This window comes from Wolbachia endosymbiont (group B) of Melanostoma mellinum, from assembly GCF_947251465.1.
Taxonomy (GTDB): Bacteria; Pseudomonadota; Alphaproteobacteria; order Rickettsiales; family Anaplasmataceae; genus Wolbachia.
The window spans coordinates 810646-826818 of the sequence record NZ_OX366366.1; the positions used below are offsets into that span (position 1 = coordinate 810646).

General features: G+C 33.7%; 12 protein-coding genes and 3 pseudogenes. 6 read left to right on the forward strand and 9 right to left on the reverse strand.

What is annotated here, in order from left to right; translation table 11 throughout:
- Nucleotides 1–378 precede the first annotated feature (378 nt).
- Nucleotides 379–891 carry a hypothetical protein gene (locus tag OPR42_RS03725; protein WP_264682827.1) on the forward strand — a complete coding sequence of 171 codons (513 nt, stop codon included), beginning with the start codon at nt 379–381 and terminating at the stop codon, nt 889–891.
- 16 nt (nt 892–907) lie between these two features.
- Here the strand turns inward: OPR42_RS03725 and OPR42_RS03730 are convergent, their stop codons facing one another.
- The 3 genes from OPR42_RS03730 to hemE form a co-directional block, all read right to left on the reverse strand.
- Nucleotides 908–1225, reverse strand: a complete 318-nt coding sequence (locus OPR42_RS03730; RefSeq protein ID WP_211907571.1) for a DMT family transporter — start codon at nt 1223–1225, stop codon at nt 908–910.
- 48 nt (nt 1226–1273) lie between these two features.
- Nucleotides 1274–2467: a pyridoxal phosphate-dependent aminotransferase gene (locus OPR42_RS03735; protein WP_265041862.1), complete on the reverse strand. Its 1194-nt coding sequence runs from the start codon at nt 2465–2467 to the stop codon at nt 1274–1276.
- A 254-nt stretch (nt 2468–2721) separates the two neighbouring features.
- Entirely contained in the window at nt 2722–3738 is a 1017-nt protein-coding gene (hemE, locus tag OPR42_RS03740; RefSeq protein ID WP_264375167.1) for a uroporphyrinogen decarboxylase, read from the reverse strand.
- Nucleotides 3739–4142: 404 nt separating this feature from the next.
- Here hemE and OPR42_RS03745 point away from each other — a divergent pair, with 404 nt between their 5' ends.
- On the forward strand, nt 4143–4961 hold the full coding sequence (locus OPR42_RS03745) for a transporter associated domain-containing protein (RefSeq protein WP_010403535.1): 819 nt from the start codon (nt 4143–4145) through the stop codon (nt 4959–4961).
- A 239-nt stretch (nt 4962–5200) separates the two neighbouring features.
- Here OPR42_RS03745 and OPR42_RS03750 read toward each other — a convergent pair.
- The 3 genes and pseudogenes from OPR42_RS03750 to OPR42_RS03760 form a co-directional block, all read right to left on the reverse strand.
- Nucleotides 5201–5627, reverse strand: a pseudogene (locus OPR42_RS03750) (transposase); the annotation flags it as partial.
- Nucleotides 5628–5648: 21 nt separating this feature from the next.
- A complete protein-coding gene (tnpC, locus tag OPR42_RS03755; RefSeq protein ID WP_264330462.1) occupies nt 5649–7001 on the reverse strand; it encodes an IS66 family transposase in 1353 nt (450 codons plus the stop codon).
- A 105-nt stretch (nt 7002–7106) separates the two neighbouring features.
- Nucleotides 7107–7777, reverse strand: a pseudogene (locus OPR42_RS03760) (IS256 family transposase); the annotation flags it as partial.
- Nucleotides 7778–7996: 219 nt separating this feature from the next.
- Here OPR42_RS03760 and OPR42_RS03765 point away from each other — a divergent pair.
- The 4 genes and pseudogenes from OPR42_RS03765 (at nt 7997) to OPR42_RS03785 (ending at nt 12517) form a co-directional block, all read left to right on the forward strand.
- On the forward strand, nt 7997–9019 hold the full coding sequence (locus OPR42_RS03765) for an IS110 family RNA-guided transposase (RefSeq protein ID WP_264375440.1): 1023 nt from the start codon (nt 7997–7999) through the stop codon (nt 9017–9019).
- A gap of 144 nt (nt 9020–9163) precedes the next feature.
- On the forward strand, nt 9164–9466 hold the full coding sequence (locus OPR42_RS03770; RefSeq protein WP_265041863.1) for a hypothetical protein: 303 nt from the start codon (nt 9164–9166) through the stop codon (nt 9464–9466).
- Nucleotides 9467–9958: 492 nt separating this feature from the next.
- A pseudogene (locus OPR42_RS08905) lies at nt 9959–10875 on the forward strand (IS5 family transposase).
- A gap of 466 nt (nt 10876–11341) precedes the next feature.
- On the forward strand, nt 11342–12517 hold the full coding sequence (locus OPR42_RS03785) for a hypothetical protein (protein ID WP_265041865.1): 1176 nt from the start codon (nt 11342–11344) through the stop codon (nt 12515–12517).
- A 24-nt stretch (nt 12518–12541) separates the two neighbouring features.
- Here OPR42_RS03785 and thyX read toward each other — a convergent pair whose 3' ends face one another.
- The 3 genes from thyX to fabF form a co-directional block, all read right to left on the reverse strand.
- The gene (gene thyX, locus OPR42_RS03790; protein ID WP_265041866.1) at nt 12542–13384 is read right to left on the reverse strand and encodes an FAD-dependent thymidylate synthase; all 843 of its coding nucleotides are present in this window, start codon (nt 13382–13384) and stop codon (nt 12542–12544) included.
- A 9-nt stretch (nt 13385–13393) separates the two neighbouring features.
- The gene (murA, locus tag OPR42_RS03795; RefSeq protein WP_265041867.1) at nt 13394–14671 is read right to left on the reverse strand and encodes a UDP-N-acetylglucosamine 1-carboxyvinyltransferase; all 1278 of its coding nucleotides are present in this window, start codon (nt 14669–14671) and stop codon (nt 13394–13396) included.
- A 228-nt stretch (nt 14672–14899) separates the two neighbouring features.
- Nucleotides 14900–16171 (reverse strand): beta-ketoacyl-ACP synthase II, encoded by a 1272-nt coding sequence (gene fabF / locus OPR42_RS03800; RefSeq protein ID WP_015588005.1) that lies wholly within the window; start codon nt 16169–16171, stop codon nt 14900–14902.
- Nucleotides 16172–16173 lie beyond the last annotated feature (2 nt).

A 16173-nucleotide genomic window follows, 5' to 3' on the forward strand; every position in this document is an offset into this window, starting at 1 on the left:
TACCTAAAAAACAGGATTATATGTATTTTATCAGCAAGGAGCAACACTTTTGTAGATAGCTACTCTAATCCGAGTATCTTTCTAAAAGAGACCTTTTAGCATATCTATAACTGGTTCATGGATAAGGTATATGAAAAAAATTATACCACAGATGATAAGGATTTTTATAATTTTACCCTTGTTCATCTTAAGCTTTATTTTTTTTATTATAAGTTTTAGTTTTGTTACAAAGTTCATTTTACTTACGCTTTTATTTCGTGATAACAATTATATTTTAAATAATATAATTTTTAGTAAAACTTGGCTTTAGAGACGTCTAAGTTAACTTAATATTAACCTTTTCGCGTGTAAAATATAACATAAAAGCAAGGTGAGTGAATGAACATAGATACAATAGACAATACGCTACGAAACTACATAACAAAATACATTGAACAAACATTTGCCGCACACACAGGCAATAGATACGACAAGTTATACAGGGAACTTTTAAGTAGTGCAGAAGAAATAATAAAACTTACTGTAAACGAAGCAAAACAATATGATAAAAGCCTAGAAGAATTACATAACAATTCAATATTTCACGATAAGAAATTTATTCAAGCTGTTGCTAAACACCAGATATTAGAATTTCTGAATACTCATCCAAAGAAGAAAGAAATCGTTGCAGAATTTAAAAATGAACATCATATCAACGAAAGCGATTTAAAAATTTTAAAGGAAGGAAAAGATTTAGTGAATAAAATAAACGACATTAACTTAACTCAACAAAATGAGAAAAATGAAATATTGAACATTAGAAAGGTACTTTCTAAATCAATAGGAATGCCCTCTTCGAGAACTGAAAAATCCAAAGCAACTTTAGTAGAAAGTCCTGAGGTGGTAAAATAGACGTACTTAACTTTTCCTAATTGGAAAATACTTTTAATCCTATGATACCCAGCACTACCAAAGCAAGGGAAAATAAACGCCCCAAATTTACTGGGTCATTAAAAAACATTATTCCTATTATCGCTGCACCTATAGAACCTATACCAGTCCAAACTGCATAAGATGTACCAAGGGGAATAGACTTCATTGCTAACGATAGCCAGTAAAGACTTACAGAACCGCTAACTAAAATAATTACTACAGGTATAACACGAGTAAAGCCATTGCTATATTTCAGTGCTGTGGTCCATATTATTTCAACCAAACCAGCTAATAGCAAATATACCCATGCCATAAATCAACTCTATCTTACTGAAATATTATATATAGTAATATTAAAAAGTTAACTTAGCATTTCGCATGCTTTAGTAATACTATCACATCCAATTTCTAATTGTTCCTGAGAGGTTGCATAAGAAATTCTGATAAAATTTTTCAGACCAAATGCAATTCCTGGAACAACAGCAACTAAATGATCTTCTAATAAATATTCGGCGAAATCAAGATCACTATTTATTACTTTACCACTTTTCGTACTCTTACCCAATAAACCTTCACACGAGACAAACAAATAGAATGCACCTTGCGGAATAGATGCTGACAATCCTGGAGCAGAATTTAGCTTCTTTACTACAAAATCTCTACGACCCTTAAAGATTCTTGTTCTTTCTTTCAAAAAACTATGATCACCGTTTAACGCTTCAACTGCTGCTGCTTGTGCTATTGAATTTGGGTTAGAAGTACTTTGAGACTGCAGTGTAGAAATAGCTTTTACTATATCACTCCTACCTGCAATATAACCTATTCTCCAGCCAGTCATTGCATAGGCTTTTGATACTCCATTGACCACAAAAACCCTATCGTAAAGCTTTGGCTCAACCTGAGCAATGGTAAAAAACTTTTCATCGTATACTATGTGCTCATAAATATCATCTGTAACAATATTTACATGTGGATATTCAAGCAATACTTGCGCTATGCTTTTCAATTCATCATATGTATAGACAATTCCTGCTGGATTGTTCGGTGAATTAAGAATTAACCATTTAGTTTTCTTAGTTATCTTGCTCTTCAGTAGTTCTGGTGTCAGCTTAAAGTTTTGCTTGCACTCTACAACAACTGGCAGTCCGCCAAAAAGATTTACCATATCAACATACGAAACCCAATAAGGAGCTGGTATTATAGCCTCATCTCCAGGGTCAATTGTTGCCATAAATAAGTTGAATAACACCTGCTTAGCGCCTGCGCCGACACAAATTTGGTTCAGTGTATATTCTAGATTGTTATCCCTTTTTAACTTATTGATTATCGCCTCTTTAAGCTCATGCGTTCCATCAACAGCAGTATATTTAGTTTTGCCTTCATTTATCGATTGAATAGCTGCCTTTTTTATATGATCTGGAGTGTCAAAATCTGGCTCTCCCGCAGCTAAAACGCAAATTTTCTTTCCTTCGCTTTTTAATCTGTTTGCCTTATCGGTCACAGCAATTGTAGGCGACGGTTTTATCAGAGACATCCTCTTTGCAAGGTCTGACATAATCTCACTAAAGTTAAATAAAAATGATAAACTCTACACAACAAAAAAGCTAGAAATTTTATTATTTTACATAAAGGTTGGTATTTTTGTATTCTTAAATATAGATATTAAAAAGCTTAATAAATTGAAAAAGGCAAATAAATCCCTGTATAGCGAGTTTTAATAATGTAAATTGGCACTGTAATAATGTGCTAACGCTTAAAGTAAGAGCGATTTGGCTGACCACCCTCATAAAGGCTTTTCATACAAGAGTTTTAGTAGTTTCTTACTAGGTCCACTAATGCAGCAATATTTTCAACCGGAGTATCAGGAAGCACTCCATGTCCAAGATTAAATATAAAAGGTAACCCTCTAAAACAATCTATTATACGCTTTGCTTCTTCAATTGCTTCTGACTTATTGTAGGCCAAAAGACTAGGATTAAGGTTCCCTTGCAGAGGAATTTTTAGATTTTCTTTCGCCCATTCTATTGGAACATTATAATCTATACTTACTGCAGATACGCCTGTTTGTTCGCAGTAATCTGTATAAAGATTTTCAGCAGAGCGCGGAAAACCTATTATTGGAAAATTGGGAAATCTACTCTTTATTGCCGAAACAATTTCCTTTGTTGGCTTGATGATGTATCTTTCAAACAGTTTTTCCTTCAATACACCAGCATTGCTGTCAAATAACTGAATAACATCTGCTCCAAACTCTATCTGTTTGATCAGATAAATAATTGTCGCTTTCGTTATTTTGTTTATTATTTCCTCTAGTGCCAATGGACAGAAATTTAGCACCTTGGAAAAAGTTTTACTACCACCGCCCTCTATGATGTATGAACCTACCGTCCACGGCCCTCCAGCAAAGCCTATAAGCGATTTTTCTTCTGGCAACTGGCTTCTTACTTCTTTTATAGCATTTAGGATTGGTAATGTGTTAGATTCAATTCCTTGTAGACTCTTCAAGTCTTTAGCACTTTCTATAGGTCTTATTATTGGACCCACACCTCGAATAAAATTTACATTACAGCCTAAAATGTCAGCTATTATCAAAATATCAGAAAAAATTATCGCTGCATCCATGTTGAACCTTCTTATTGGTTGTAACGTTAACTCTGTTACCAAATCTGTGCTATAACATATCTCCATGAAATTATTCATGTTTTCCACTGCCTTCCTATACTCAGGAAGAGACCTACCAGCCTGACGCATTAACCAAATAGGAACTTTTTCATCTGACTCGTTCTGGCTGATGATTCTTGCTATTTTTGCTTTACTTCTTTTCAATCTACTTTATCTACTTTTTATTTAAACTAAAGTATAACAGTGGTAGTAGTTCTATCAATAAATTGTTATTAACTTAAAATTCAGTAAAAATTAGTATTACTTAGCTTGTGGATAAATATGTTAATAACTTCTCTATACTATTGATTTTCCTTTATGATTTATGTGTATAAGTAAGATGTCTAGAATGTTAGTAATTTTCTTTTATGGAAAAAAGCTTTACTATCATGGATTGTTATATAATTATGTATATGTCATTGAAAAAATTGTTGATCAATTGTTAGTATTTTATGTCAAAAAATAATTCACAAATTAATTTGACATTATTCACATGCTTATTAAACATTTAATAACAGTTTTCTTGATAGACCTTATCTAAAGATATTTTCACCATTAAAGGGAATAAATTGAATAAGAAAAGAACTTTAGTAGAAAAAATAGCATACAGAATTTTTCTCTTTCTCTTCAATAAAACTTCTGTGTTAAAAAAATGTGCGACTGAGTCATTAATGGGTGATCTGTCAGGTCTTGACATACTTAATAGTCTATTAAAATTCCGTGATTGTAGTATCATGGATATAATGACTCCACGTAAGGAGATATGTGCAGTAGACATTGAATCGAGCAAGGATGAGGTAATAAAGAAGGTGAAAAACACTTACCATGCTAAGATACCAACTTATATGAATAACTTTGACAACATAATAGGCTTTTTTTACGTAAAAGATATCATTTTCAATAAGAATAAAGATTTTAATCTGAGGAATATTATAAAAAATGTAATATTTGTCCCAGCCTCAATGAAAGCAACAAATCTTTTTGTTAAAATGAAATCTTCCAAGTCATATTTAGCTATTGTACTGGATGAATATGGCGGAACTGATGGTTTAATTTCGATAAATGATCTTATAGAAGAATTGATACCAAATATTGATAACGAGAATGAGGTAAATTCAGAACACACCATTACTGAATTATCTCAAAATAAGTTTGAAATATCGGCAAGGGCCCTTATAAAGGATATAGAGGAAAATCTAAAAATAGAGTTGTGTGAATCTGAAGAGCATTATGCCACACTTAGTGGTTTGGTTCTTTCAATTGCTGGTAAGGTACCTTCTGTAGATGAAGTTATAAGATATAAAAATGGTATAAAATTTATCATCAAGGATGCAAATGAACGATACATTAACAAAATAATACTAGACTTAAGTGATTACAAAAATTAAATTCAATATTTTTTAGTGAAAGGTACTTTATCTTGGAAGTAGGGGACATAGTAGCCAGGTATACAATTTAAACAATTTCTTAATATACAAAAGTTTGTAGTTCTATACGTTACTGTTTGATAATTAAGGTGGGAATAGTTTTATTGGTACAAAGTTATAAAAATTAGTTGTTTAAATATTTTTAGCGATCTGTAACTTTCAAAAAGGGAGTGTTAAATAAACTGTGTCAAACCGCATTTTTAATTCAACTCAATTTTTAACCTACAAGAAAAAAAGATATTAAGTTGAGAGATAGTTAAAGCCCAATAATGTATAGGCATAGCCCATTTTTCTCTTACCTTTTTTATAGCACAATATACCTGTTCATACAAGGCATTTGTGCTAGTAAATGAGCCCTTAGTTTTAGTAAATTTTCTGATCTGTCTATGTAGTCCCTCAATAGGATTTGTGGTATAAATTAACTTTCTTATAGGGCCAGAATATTTTAAATAACTAGACAAATTTTCCCAATTATTCTTCCAAAACCAACGGATATTTTTCTCCCCATTTTTCCTCTAGCTCAAGCAAATAATTTTCGGCAATTTCTCTACTTGCAGCACGGTATATTTTTTTCAAATCATTCATGAAAATTTTCACATCTTTGCTCGATGCATATTTCAGTGAATTGTATCCGTTCAGAGGTGTGGTTTAAGAAACAACAGCTAGCAGGTTTTGAAAAGGGTTTAATTCCTTTTGTTTCCAAGTCAGATACAACGAAATTATCCGCTCAAGAAATCTATTCCCTCGCTCTGACTGTGCAAAATATGAATTCTTACGATAGACAACATAATGCCGTATCTGTCGCTCAACATGGTTATTCGTTAATGGAATATTCTCTGGGTCATCCAAAAATGTCCACATCATTGACTCGGATTTTATAATACCCTTTACCGTTCGTGAAGCTCCTTTTGCTTCAAGTATATAAGATATTTTTATCATGCAGTACTGTATGTATCTTCGTAATTCTTTAGCTTGCTTAGTGAACTTTGAAATACTAATTTCATTTTCTGACAAAGCGTTTTTTAATACAAACAATCCATTAGCTGCGTCTTTTAAACAATGGCCAAGTCTCATTACTTCACTATTCCAACTATGAGATAACCTCTCGAAATTTCTCAATAAGTGAGCCCAACAAATTTGTCGTTTTTCATCACTGAAGTGGTTGTAAACTGCATATCTGTCAGTAATTACCAGGTTTTTGTAATCACAAAATGCACTATTCTTTAAAAATTTCATTCCTCTTGTATCTGCTAACTTCATAAGACTTGCTTTATTGTTGGCAAACATCCAGCACCATCCCAATTTGCCTTTGTTGTAGTGACTGGTTTCATCAATATGCAAAATTTCGCTTGCTTTTATTTCTTCCTCTATTTGTTCATAGGCTTCTTTACATTTTGACGAAACCCTTGCTTCACTATTGGACACACTACCAACACTTATACTCATGTTAAAGATGTCTTTCATAATATTCGCTATTTCTCGCTTTGAATTCTTATAAAACCCACTTAGTGATGCAACTACTGACTTAACTCTAGGACCAAAGGTATCCGGTGTAACTCCTTCTGGTAATTTGCTACTCCTTCTTTTTCCGCATTTACGACAGCGACCATGTTCTAATTGATACTCAACTACGTAAGGCTTAATTTCTGGTAAATCAACTTTTTGATAGACATATGGTTTTTCCGATATTGCGATTTCTTCACCACACTCGCATCTATTTGGTAACTCTACCTTCACCACCTCATCTGCTTCCATTTTAGCTCGGCAATTCCCCTTATGTCCAACTTGACCACCTATCTTCCTGCCGCCCTCTGACTTATCTTCTGGTGTGTCTTTTTTTATTTTGTACAGCTCTTTTGAACTTGGTAAAGATGAATTCCTTGAGTTTAAGCCGAGTCTCTCTCTTAGTTCAGCATTCTCTATTTCTAAGATTTTATTTTTTTCTTCAAGCTTTGCTACTTTCTGCTCTAAGTTTTTACATAACTCTACAATACTGATCAACAATTGAAGCATCTAGCCTTACTTTACTATCAACATTTTGTGTTATTACTACTTTAATATATTATGTCAATTGTTTTTTATCCTTGCCACACCTCTGAACGGATACAGTGAATTTCTTATCTGATGTACAATACATAGTTGTATTTCTGCTTTAGGAAATACACTGTTTATTGCTTTAGGAAAGCTTTTTAGCCCATCTACACATACAATCAGGATATCTTCTACTCCTTTCTCTTTTAAGTCATTTAACATCCCTAGCCAAAAGTTAGCTCCCTCACTTTCTGCTATATAAAAACCTAAAACTTCTTTCCTTTCATTCTGCTAATATATTCTACATATATTTACTTACGCAATGCCCGTCTTCTTTGACCTTAAAAAACCATAAACACTATTGGATACACTGATTGCAGTGGACGACTACGCCACTCATTTATTACAGGCAATAATTTATCAGTAATACTTGATATCTCCGCTACAGATATTTTATATCTCTTCTACATGCGACTCTATATCTCTATATACCATGCCACTGGCATATGTACTTAAAACCTTTGCTTCAAGTTCGGTTGTTTGCCTTTTTCTGACTACTTGTGGCTCAAAGCTTCCTTCCCTATCTATTGGTGTCAATAGTTCAAATACTTGTCCGTAAAGTCTTTGAATTTCTTCGGTTGTTTTTTTCGCTTTCAGCTGACAAATGGTTTTCTATCTCGCCTTCCCTCTAGCAGTTTTTTTACAAACGGTGTTAATGCACCATCTCTTTCCGTCAATGGTCTTGTATCTTGTAAAAAGCATCTAATGTTTTAAGCTTAAGCATTAGATGGAGAAGAGAAGAACTCTGTCAGTGGTCTTAGATATAAAATCTGTAAGGTAGATAAGAGTTCTCTTCTCAAGAGTACAGGCTGGACGGTATCGTAGAAAAACCTAAATGGTTCTAATTCTGTATTCACAAGACTAGCCTTACTTTTCATTTTTAATGGTAACGCATGGGGTTATATATGATCAACAACTTTTTAGGTATAGATGTATCGAAAGATCGCTTTGATGTTTTTCTCTCGTTCATAAGCAAAAAAGGAAGATGTGAAACTAGAAAAAGGAGTTTTAAAAACGAGGATTCTGGGTTTCAAGGTTTACTTAGCTTTCTACAAAAACATAATGTAGAAGAAGTAAAAGCCTGCATGGAGGCTACTGGTTGTTATAGCGAAGCTTTGGCTGAGTTTCTGCACAACGCTGGACATTCTGTTAGTGTTGTAAATCCTTATTGCATAAAATCTTATGCAAGGAGTAAGCTGATACGACAAAAGAATGATCAGACCGATGCAGAAGTTATTGCTGATTATTGCCAAAGACAGGAACCTTCTAGTTGGACACCACCTTCTCCTGAAATGAAAAAATTAAAACATCTTTATCGTTGCTCAGTTGCGTTAAAAGATGAGTTAACATTAGTAAATAACCACTTAGAAAAAAAAGAGAGACTGCTTAAAGAAGTTGCAAGTGCTTGGGAAGACCTTGCAATGAATATAGCTCAAAAAATAGAAACAATAAAAAACTCCGTACGTGAACTATTAAATCAACATAAAGAATTGTTGGAAAATTTTCAACTTCTATTGACTATTCCAGGAATAGGAGAAGAATCAGCAATAGCTATTTTAGCTGAAGTTCCTGACATAGAGGTTTTTAGAGATGCCAGGCAATTGGCAGCATATACAGGAGTTATACCACGAAATATGACGTCAGGTTCCTCTGTATATGCCAAACCCAGATTAAGTAAATCCGGTTCACAAACATTACGTAAAGCACTTTTCTTTCCTGCTATAGTAGCTAAGAATCACAATCCTATCATTATTAGTTTTTGCCAGAGATTAAAGGAAAAGGGTAAGCATAATATGGCTATCGTTGGTGCTGCAATGCGTAAGCTACTCCATATCATTTTCGGTGTTCTAAAATCCAAAAGTGCTTTTAATCCTGACCATATCAAGAATTACAGGGCAAAGCGGTTGGAGGAGAATTTAGTACTTTAAAATCAAAAAATGCGTACTTTCTATCTTATGTAAAATAGCATTTTACACAAATTTATTTAATGTAGTTGGTTAGTGTATATGTTGATAGAAAGTATTTTTTGATTTCGTAATACAGCTTAAGATTCAATTTCTATAATTTTCTTGTTGACTGACAAGACGGTATCTGCTATACAAGAGTTAGTAAAGAATGGAATTATTCAAAATTTTTCAGAAGAGAAAATGGCAAGGCTTATAGCAAAAGGTGAGAGTACTCATATAGAAGATAAGAAAGAACTTGAGGAGCTTATGGAGAATTTTCAACCTGAAATTATGGCAAGTGGTAATAATGAAATAGAGAAAGTGGAAGAAATAGTTAATAAGAAAGTTCACGAAGTGAACCCACGTACTAAATTAGGTATTCCAGCTACTGAACAAATTAGTGGAGAAGGAATCACAGGACCGAGTTGATACATTTGAGGAGCGTTTTGACGCAAAAGTGTATCTGTCTATCTTATTTTGCCACCCTGCTAAGCGGACACAAAAAATTACTTCCGCATATTTTCAATCTCATTATAATTACAAATAGAGATATTTTAAGAGCTCAAAATCTATCTTTAGTCTGCAGACTTTTTAATCAAACTTATTAAAAATGTATTCTTCAGTGTATATCTGTCGTATGTGCACTGCATTTTTTTCTAATCTTTTTTACAGGGGGATTTTATGTCCAGAATTCCAGATATTTGACCTTTACTTTAGCTAATAAAAACCAACTGGTACCTGCGGTTTTTATAGCTACGTTTCTCAAACAAGTTTCAAATGAATAGATTTCTTGCATAACTGGAATTCAAAAGTTGATGTCATTCTAGCGCGTGACGCTAGAATCCAGTCCTTTTGTGCGAAAAACGTTGTAAAGTAACTTAGTTGGATCCCAGTGGGCTTTTTAACTGTTGAAGAAAAAATATGCCACAGAAAATGAAAGTCAGTAACCAAAACGAATATAACAAATTGCTTGAAAAAAGGGGGAATATTTTTCGTTACATCGATGAAGCTATCGAAAATTGGTACGAGAATTGTCCAAAAATGCAGGGCGGCAACTATATTTATAGTGATAAAGTTGTGATTTTGGTGCATATAATCGTTAATCTTTTTAGAATTGGCTTAAGACAAACGGTAGGGTTTGTAAAAGGATATCTGCAACAAATAGGAAAAAATTTGCAGCTATTCACAAGCATCAAAAAAAACTTAATATTAAGATAAATGATTGCAGGATTGATAAAAGCAACATGGAAAATATTGAAATTATCATAGATAGCACAAATTTACAGTAACACTCCTGGCCACAGTAAGGAAAACAGTGCAGATAGAAAGTACCGAAGCTACGAGCAAGTAAGAAAGTTACATGTTATGTTAAGTGTGAATAGTAAAAAAGCTATAGCTGCAAGATACAGTAATGGCGTCTACTCTGACCACTTGCGATTTGCTTGAAGAAGTTAATTTTCAGCACAAAATAAAAGCATTATATGCAGATAGGGCATACGATAGGCAAAAACTTTATAAATTGTGTAAGAAATACGATATAAAGACAAAAGTTCTACCAAAAAAGGATGCAGCAGAACATTCAAAAATAGATTATATGTCTGACAGAAATGCTGCTATTAGGTTAATAAAATTATATGGACAAGATGGTGTAAAAGAGTGGAAAAAGGAAGTACATTATGGGAAAAGATCTTATATAGAAGGATTTTTCTCAAGGTTGAAGCAAGTATTTGTTTAGGAATAAATCTGAAGTAAATCGTGAAAAAGAATTACTAATTAAGTGCTATTTGCTTAATAAATTCACTGATATTGGTATGGCTAAATTTGAAATCATTACATAAATTTGTCGTAAACCATCACTGCTTAAGGTGCTATGCAACAAAGCCATCCCAGTGTCAGCTACTCTGATGACACCAAAGGGGCACTTGGATAGAGGCTACTTGAATAACACCATCATAAGGTGAAACTAGATTCCAGTGTCAAGCACTGACCATCTGCTATGCAATTTACTTTCAAAAATAAACGTTCCAGTGGTTTCATCTTCTTTCATCCCAGTGTTTCCTTCTCTTTTCATCCCAGTCTGGGATCCAGTTTTTCATATAATCTCATCACAAACATTTATTTTAATTTAAAATCAATACCAAATTTAGAATCAAAATTCCTGGATTCCAGTGTTAAGCACTGACCATCCACTATGTAATTTACTTTTTTATATAATAAATAGTACTAATTTACTAATATATTAATTGACAAGTGGTGTAGGTTATACTATTATTAAGATATATAGTTAATATCTTAATGACCAATATGCCAAAATATCTTAATCGCATTGCTCAATCTATTGTATTAAAAGTCTATACTGACAAGGAGAATGCTAAAATTAGAGTGTTTTCTAAAATTAAAGATGGAGAGGTTGAGAAAACACTTTCAAAGCAGCAAATTGTAGAATTTTTAAATTTATTTACTAATATAAGGAATCAAGGAAATAAAGAAATTGCTATCAGTAAAAATATAGAACGTGGTATCGTTGAAGATATAGAAGGTATACGTAGAGAAAATGGTAGATATGTATATAAAGCGCCAGATTTATCAGCTGAAGAACAATATAATAAATTATTTGAAAGTGAGCAAGCCATTCAATTTCATTTGAATGATTTCATGTCAGATAGCATATCTGGAATTGGACAATTAAAAAGTAGATTTGAAGAAATTTTAGATTTTGACCCTGAAGAAGGGTTATGTCACCCATTAAATTACTTTATTACCTTTATAAGATTAGAGAATAGGAAAGATTTTGTTCAATTCCTCGAGTCTGGTAATATTATATCTGAACAAGATTTTATGGACTATATTGATGGAAGAAAAGAACAAACGATTGAGTTATTAATGATGCAGTTTTTATTGCAATTCTTACCTGTTCTCGATGTTCAGAGCATTGAAAGGCGAGAAGGAGATCCATTTTATGATGAGACGATATATGAACAAGCATGTAACGATTTATCTTCAACAGAGGTATGGGTCTATACTAATCAAGAACAAATCAAACGTGCTTTAAATGATGTGAAGATAGGATGCTACTTAGAATTTAGTTTTTCTTGTTATGCTTGTAATGGAACAGATGATGAAGATGACGAGAATATTGCTCATTCTATGTTGGTATATAAAGCAGAGAATGATAAATACATATTTTTTGATCCTAGTAAAGGAGCGATTGGCTTTTGTCCTGATACAGGAGTTGCTAATTTTACATTAGAGGAAGTTTGTAGGGCAATAGAACTTGCTGTAAACCATTATTCATATAATATGTATGTTGAAAATTCTCCAGATTATTGCGAAATTTTTATTACGCTTAGAAATGCAACACTGATGTTAAAGAAAGCTGAAAAGCTTTATGAAATAACAGAAAGAACAAATTCAAAAATAATTGATATATCAGTTGATAAAGGCATGAATCAATTGTTGTTCACACCTGCAAGTCTGTGAACGTACATATCTTGATCTTTTTGGTTATTTACAAAGTATAGACATCAACTCATCCCATTCTCTTTTACCAATACCACTTTCTTCTCTCGTAACATTTTCTCCTTTTATTAGCTTGCGAATTATTTCAAGACCAGTTTTTGAAATACAGGCTGATTTTAAGGAGTATTCAATGAAAGCATTATAGGCCAGCGGGACCCATTTCTTTACTATGTCCAACATAACTTCTGCATAGACTCTAATTTCATATTGGGCGTGCTTATCAGCTCTAAGCCTTAAAAAGTGAAGAAGGTTGTGTAAATCTATTTTCCAATAAAACTGAGTATAGTAATTAAGTGTTAGATTAGTTCGGGCAATTTCTCTTGCAAGGCCCTGTTCAATAAATTTCTCATAATGAGAATATACTAAATTAGAATCATTTATTAGAGAATCTATTATTTCTTTTGAAGTACTTGAGTCAAAAGCTTCACCGCTGCCTTGTTTATTATTATCAGATTGTTTTGCAACCTGTTCTGGTATATAAAATTCATTATCAAGTATCGAATACCTTCCGGAATATTCATTCACATTTGCAGTTCTGTGTCTTATCCACTGTCTTGCAATAAAAATTGGAAGTTTCACGTGAAACTTAATTTCACACATTTCAAATGGAGTTGTATGATGATGTCTCATCAAGTATTTTATAAGCGCTTCATCTTGATTTATCTGTTTCGTTCCTTTTCCATAAGAAACGCGAGCAGCTTGAACTATGGCGCTATCAGAGCCCATATAATCAATTACTCGAACAAATCCATGATCTAACACCTTATGTTCTTCGTATAGAATTTTATCTATCTCTTTTACTGTAGTTCGCTTAGTTGTCTCATTCATAATATATTCTCAAGATGAAACAGAGATATCAGCTCCACATGAATTGAGTTTTTCGTGCATTGCCTCATATCCTCTCCATAAATGATGTGAGTTATTTATTGTAGTTTCTCCTTTAGCTACCAAAGAAGCGAGAATTAAAGCTGCTGTTGACCTTAAGTCATTAGCATGCAGATTAGCTCCAGATAGGCTCTTTGTTCCACTTATAGTAGCTTTACTTTTTTCGATGCTGATATTAGCGCCTAATTTTCTTAGCTCATTTGCATGTGCAAATCTACTTTCAAAAATGTTCTCTTCAATGATTGATATTCCATCTGCAATGCACATTGCAGACATGAGTTGTGGTTGCATATCACTGGGAAAGTTGGGATATGGATTTGTTGCAACGTGAGCAGATTTAATAGAGCCATTTTTTCTAGAAATAATAATACCATCATCATGTAACTCAACTCTGGCTCCTATAGTCTTCAATTCATTTGCAATACATTCTATATCAGACAAACTTACTCCTTCTAACTTTAGCTCGCCGTCGGTAATGATAGCAGCCAAAGCATAAGTACCGGCCTCTATGCGATCTGGTATTATTTTATGCTCACACCCATTTAATGCTTCAACACCTTCTATTGTGATTTTTGTATTATTAACTTCAATATTGGCACCCATAATCTTCAGAAACTCTATTAAATCAAGAACTTCCGGCTCCGTTGCGGCATTGTTTATTGTTGTTACTCCTTCTGCAAGTGTTGCTGCCATGATTATGTTTTCTGTTGCACCAACACTTACTTTTTCAAATGTTATTTCTTTGCCTTGCAATTGCCCCTTTGTTGTTGCAGTTATATTACAGCTATCAATTTCAATTTTAGCTCCCATTTCTTCGAGTGCCTTGATATGCATGTCAACAGGACGTTTTCCAATATTACATCCACCAGGAAATACTGTTGAAACTCTACCAAATCTGCTGAGCATTGGACCTAGCATTAAAAAAGATGCTCGCAGTCTGCTTGCAATTTTATGTGATATTAAATAGTTATTGATATTGCTACAGTCAATTTCCAAAGTGTGATTTGCTTTATAGTCTTTATTGCATATAAAATTTACTTCTGCACCAAGACTCTTAAGCAGCTCAGACATCAAATGCACGTCAATTAAATCAGGTACGTTATGCAAAGTTATTGAAGAATTACTAAACAAGCTTGCCGCCATTATTGGCAAGACTGCATTCTTTGAACCATTAATCTTGATTTTTCCAATCAAGGGCTTATGGTTACTTCTTACTAATATTTTATGCATTTAATCAAGCGATAGAACTTATCAAGTAAGTATAATAGGTTAGCGGTAAAAGGCAAAATTTTGCTTTTTCTTCTTCTGTCATTCGAGTAGCTGACACTGGGATCCATTTCTTCATCATCATCAAAATGTTATATTTCAACATTACTTTTATGCTGACCAATTTAACTGGATTCCAGTTTCAGCTACTCGAATGACATTTTCGTAGTCGATTCAAAATAGCATAATTAACTACACCTTTCCAAAGATGAGAGACGCGTTGGTACCACCAAAACCAAATGAATTAGAAAGCGCATATTGAATTTTATGCTCTTGAGCTTTAAGTGGTACAAAATTTAAATCACACCCTTCTGAAGGTTTGTGTAGGTTTAAAGTTGGTGGAACAATTCCATTGTTTAATGCAAGGATACTAAATATTGCTTCAACACTTCCTGCGGCACCAAGTAAATGTCCTATAGAAGATTTAGTCGAGGAAACAGGTATTTTATAGGCATAGTCACCGAATAACTGCTTCATTGCTATTACTTCAACTTTATCCCCAAGTGTTGTTGAAGTCCCATGTGCATTGATATACCCAATTTGACTTGGGCTTACTTGTGCACTCCTTAAAGCAAGTTCCATTGCCTTAAGTGCGCCTCTTCCTTCTGGATGTGGTGCTGTGATGTGGTGCGCATCTCCTGTTAACCCATATCCAGTGAGTTCTGCATATATTTTTGCTTCCCTTTTTTTTGCATGTTCATATTCTTCCAGAACTAATATACCTGCCCCTTCGCCCATGACAAATCCATCGCGTTCTTCGTCCCATGGCCTTGAGGCCTCTTCAGGCTTATCATTGAATTTAGTTGATAGCGCCTTCATCGATGCAAAACCTGCAATTCCAACTCTGCATAACGCACTTTCTGCTCCGCCTGCAATCATAATGTCAGCTTCACCGAGTTTTATAGCTCTTGCTGAGTTTATAATCGCATGCGCACCTGTTGCACATGCAGTTACCGCTGAGTCATTTGGACCTATAAATTCGTATTTAATAGAAATATGACCAGATATCAAATTTATTAGACTTGCAGGAACAAAAAATGGGCTAACACGTCTAGGCCCCTTCTCCTGCATGGTAATTACATTTTCCTGAATTGATGGAAGACCACCTATACCAGAACCAATAGCTACACCTATTCGCTCTTTATTAATATTTTTATTTTCCAAAATTAGTGAATCTTCTACTGCCTGAACAGCTGCTGCAATTCCGTAGTGAATAAAACGATCTGTTCTTTTTAGGTCTTTTTCAAAAATATAATCTGGTGGATTAAAATAGTGCTCAATGTTATCGGATTGCACAGGCACCTGCCCTGCAACCTGACAAGCAAGATCAGAAGAGTCGAACCTATCTGTATTGATTGCTTTGATGCCAGATTTACCTTCTTTCAGCTTTGACCAGGTGTTATTAACATCTGCTGCTAGTGGAGTAATTAAGCCAACACCGGTAACTACTACTCTTCTGCTCATTC

Excerpts from the sequence above, each read along its gene's own strand:
- OPR42_RS03725 (WP_264682827.1), top strand. The coding sequence starts at position 379 with ATGAACATAGATACAATAGACAATACGCTACGAAACTACATAACAAAA.
- OPR42_RS03730 (WP_211907571.1), bottom strand. The coding sequence starts at position 1,225 with ATGGCATGGGTATATTTGCTATTAGCTGGTTTGGTTGAAATAATATGG.
- OPR42_RS03735 (WP_265041862.1), bottom strand. The coding sequence starts at position 2,467 with ATGTCAGACCTTGCAAAGAGGATGTCTCTGATAAAACCGTCGCCTACA.
- OPR42_RS03765 (WP_264375440.1), top strand. The coding sequence starts at position 7,997 with ATGATCAACAACTTTTTAGGTATAGATGTATCGAAAGATCGCTTTGAT.
- OPR42_RS03785 (WP_265041865.1), top strand. The coding sequence starts at position 11,342 with ATGCCAAAATATCTTAATCGCATTGCTCAATCTATTGTATTAAAAGTC.
- thyX (WP_265041866.1), bottom strand. The coding sequence starts at position 13,384 with ATGAATGAGACAACTAAGCGAACTACAGTAAAAGAGATAGATAAAATT.
- murA (WP_265041867.1), bottom strand. The coding sequence starts at position 14,671 with ATGCATAAAATATTAGTAAGAAGTAACCATAAGCCCTTGATTGGAAAA.
- fabF (WP_015588005.1), bottom strand. The coding sequence starts at position 16,171 with ATGAGCAGAAGAGTAGTAGTTACCGGTGTTGGCTTAATTACTCCACTA.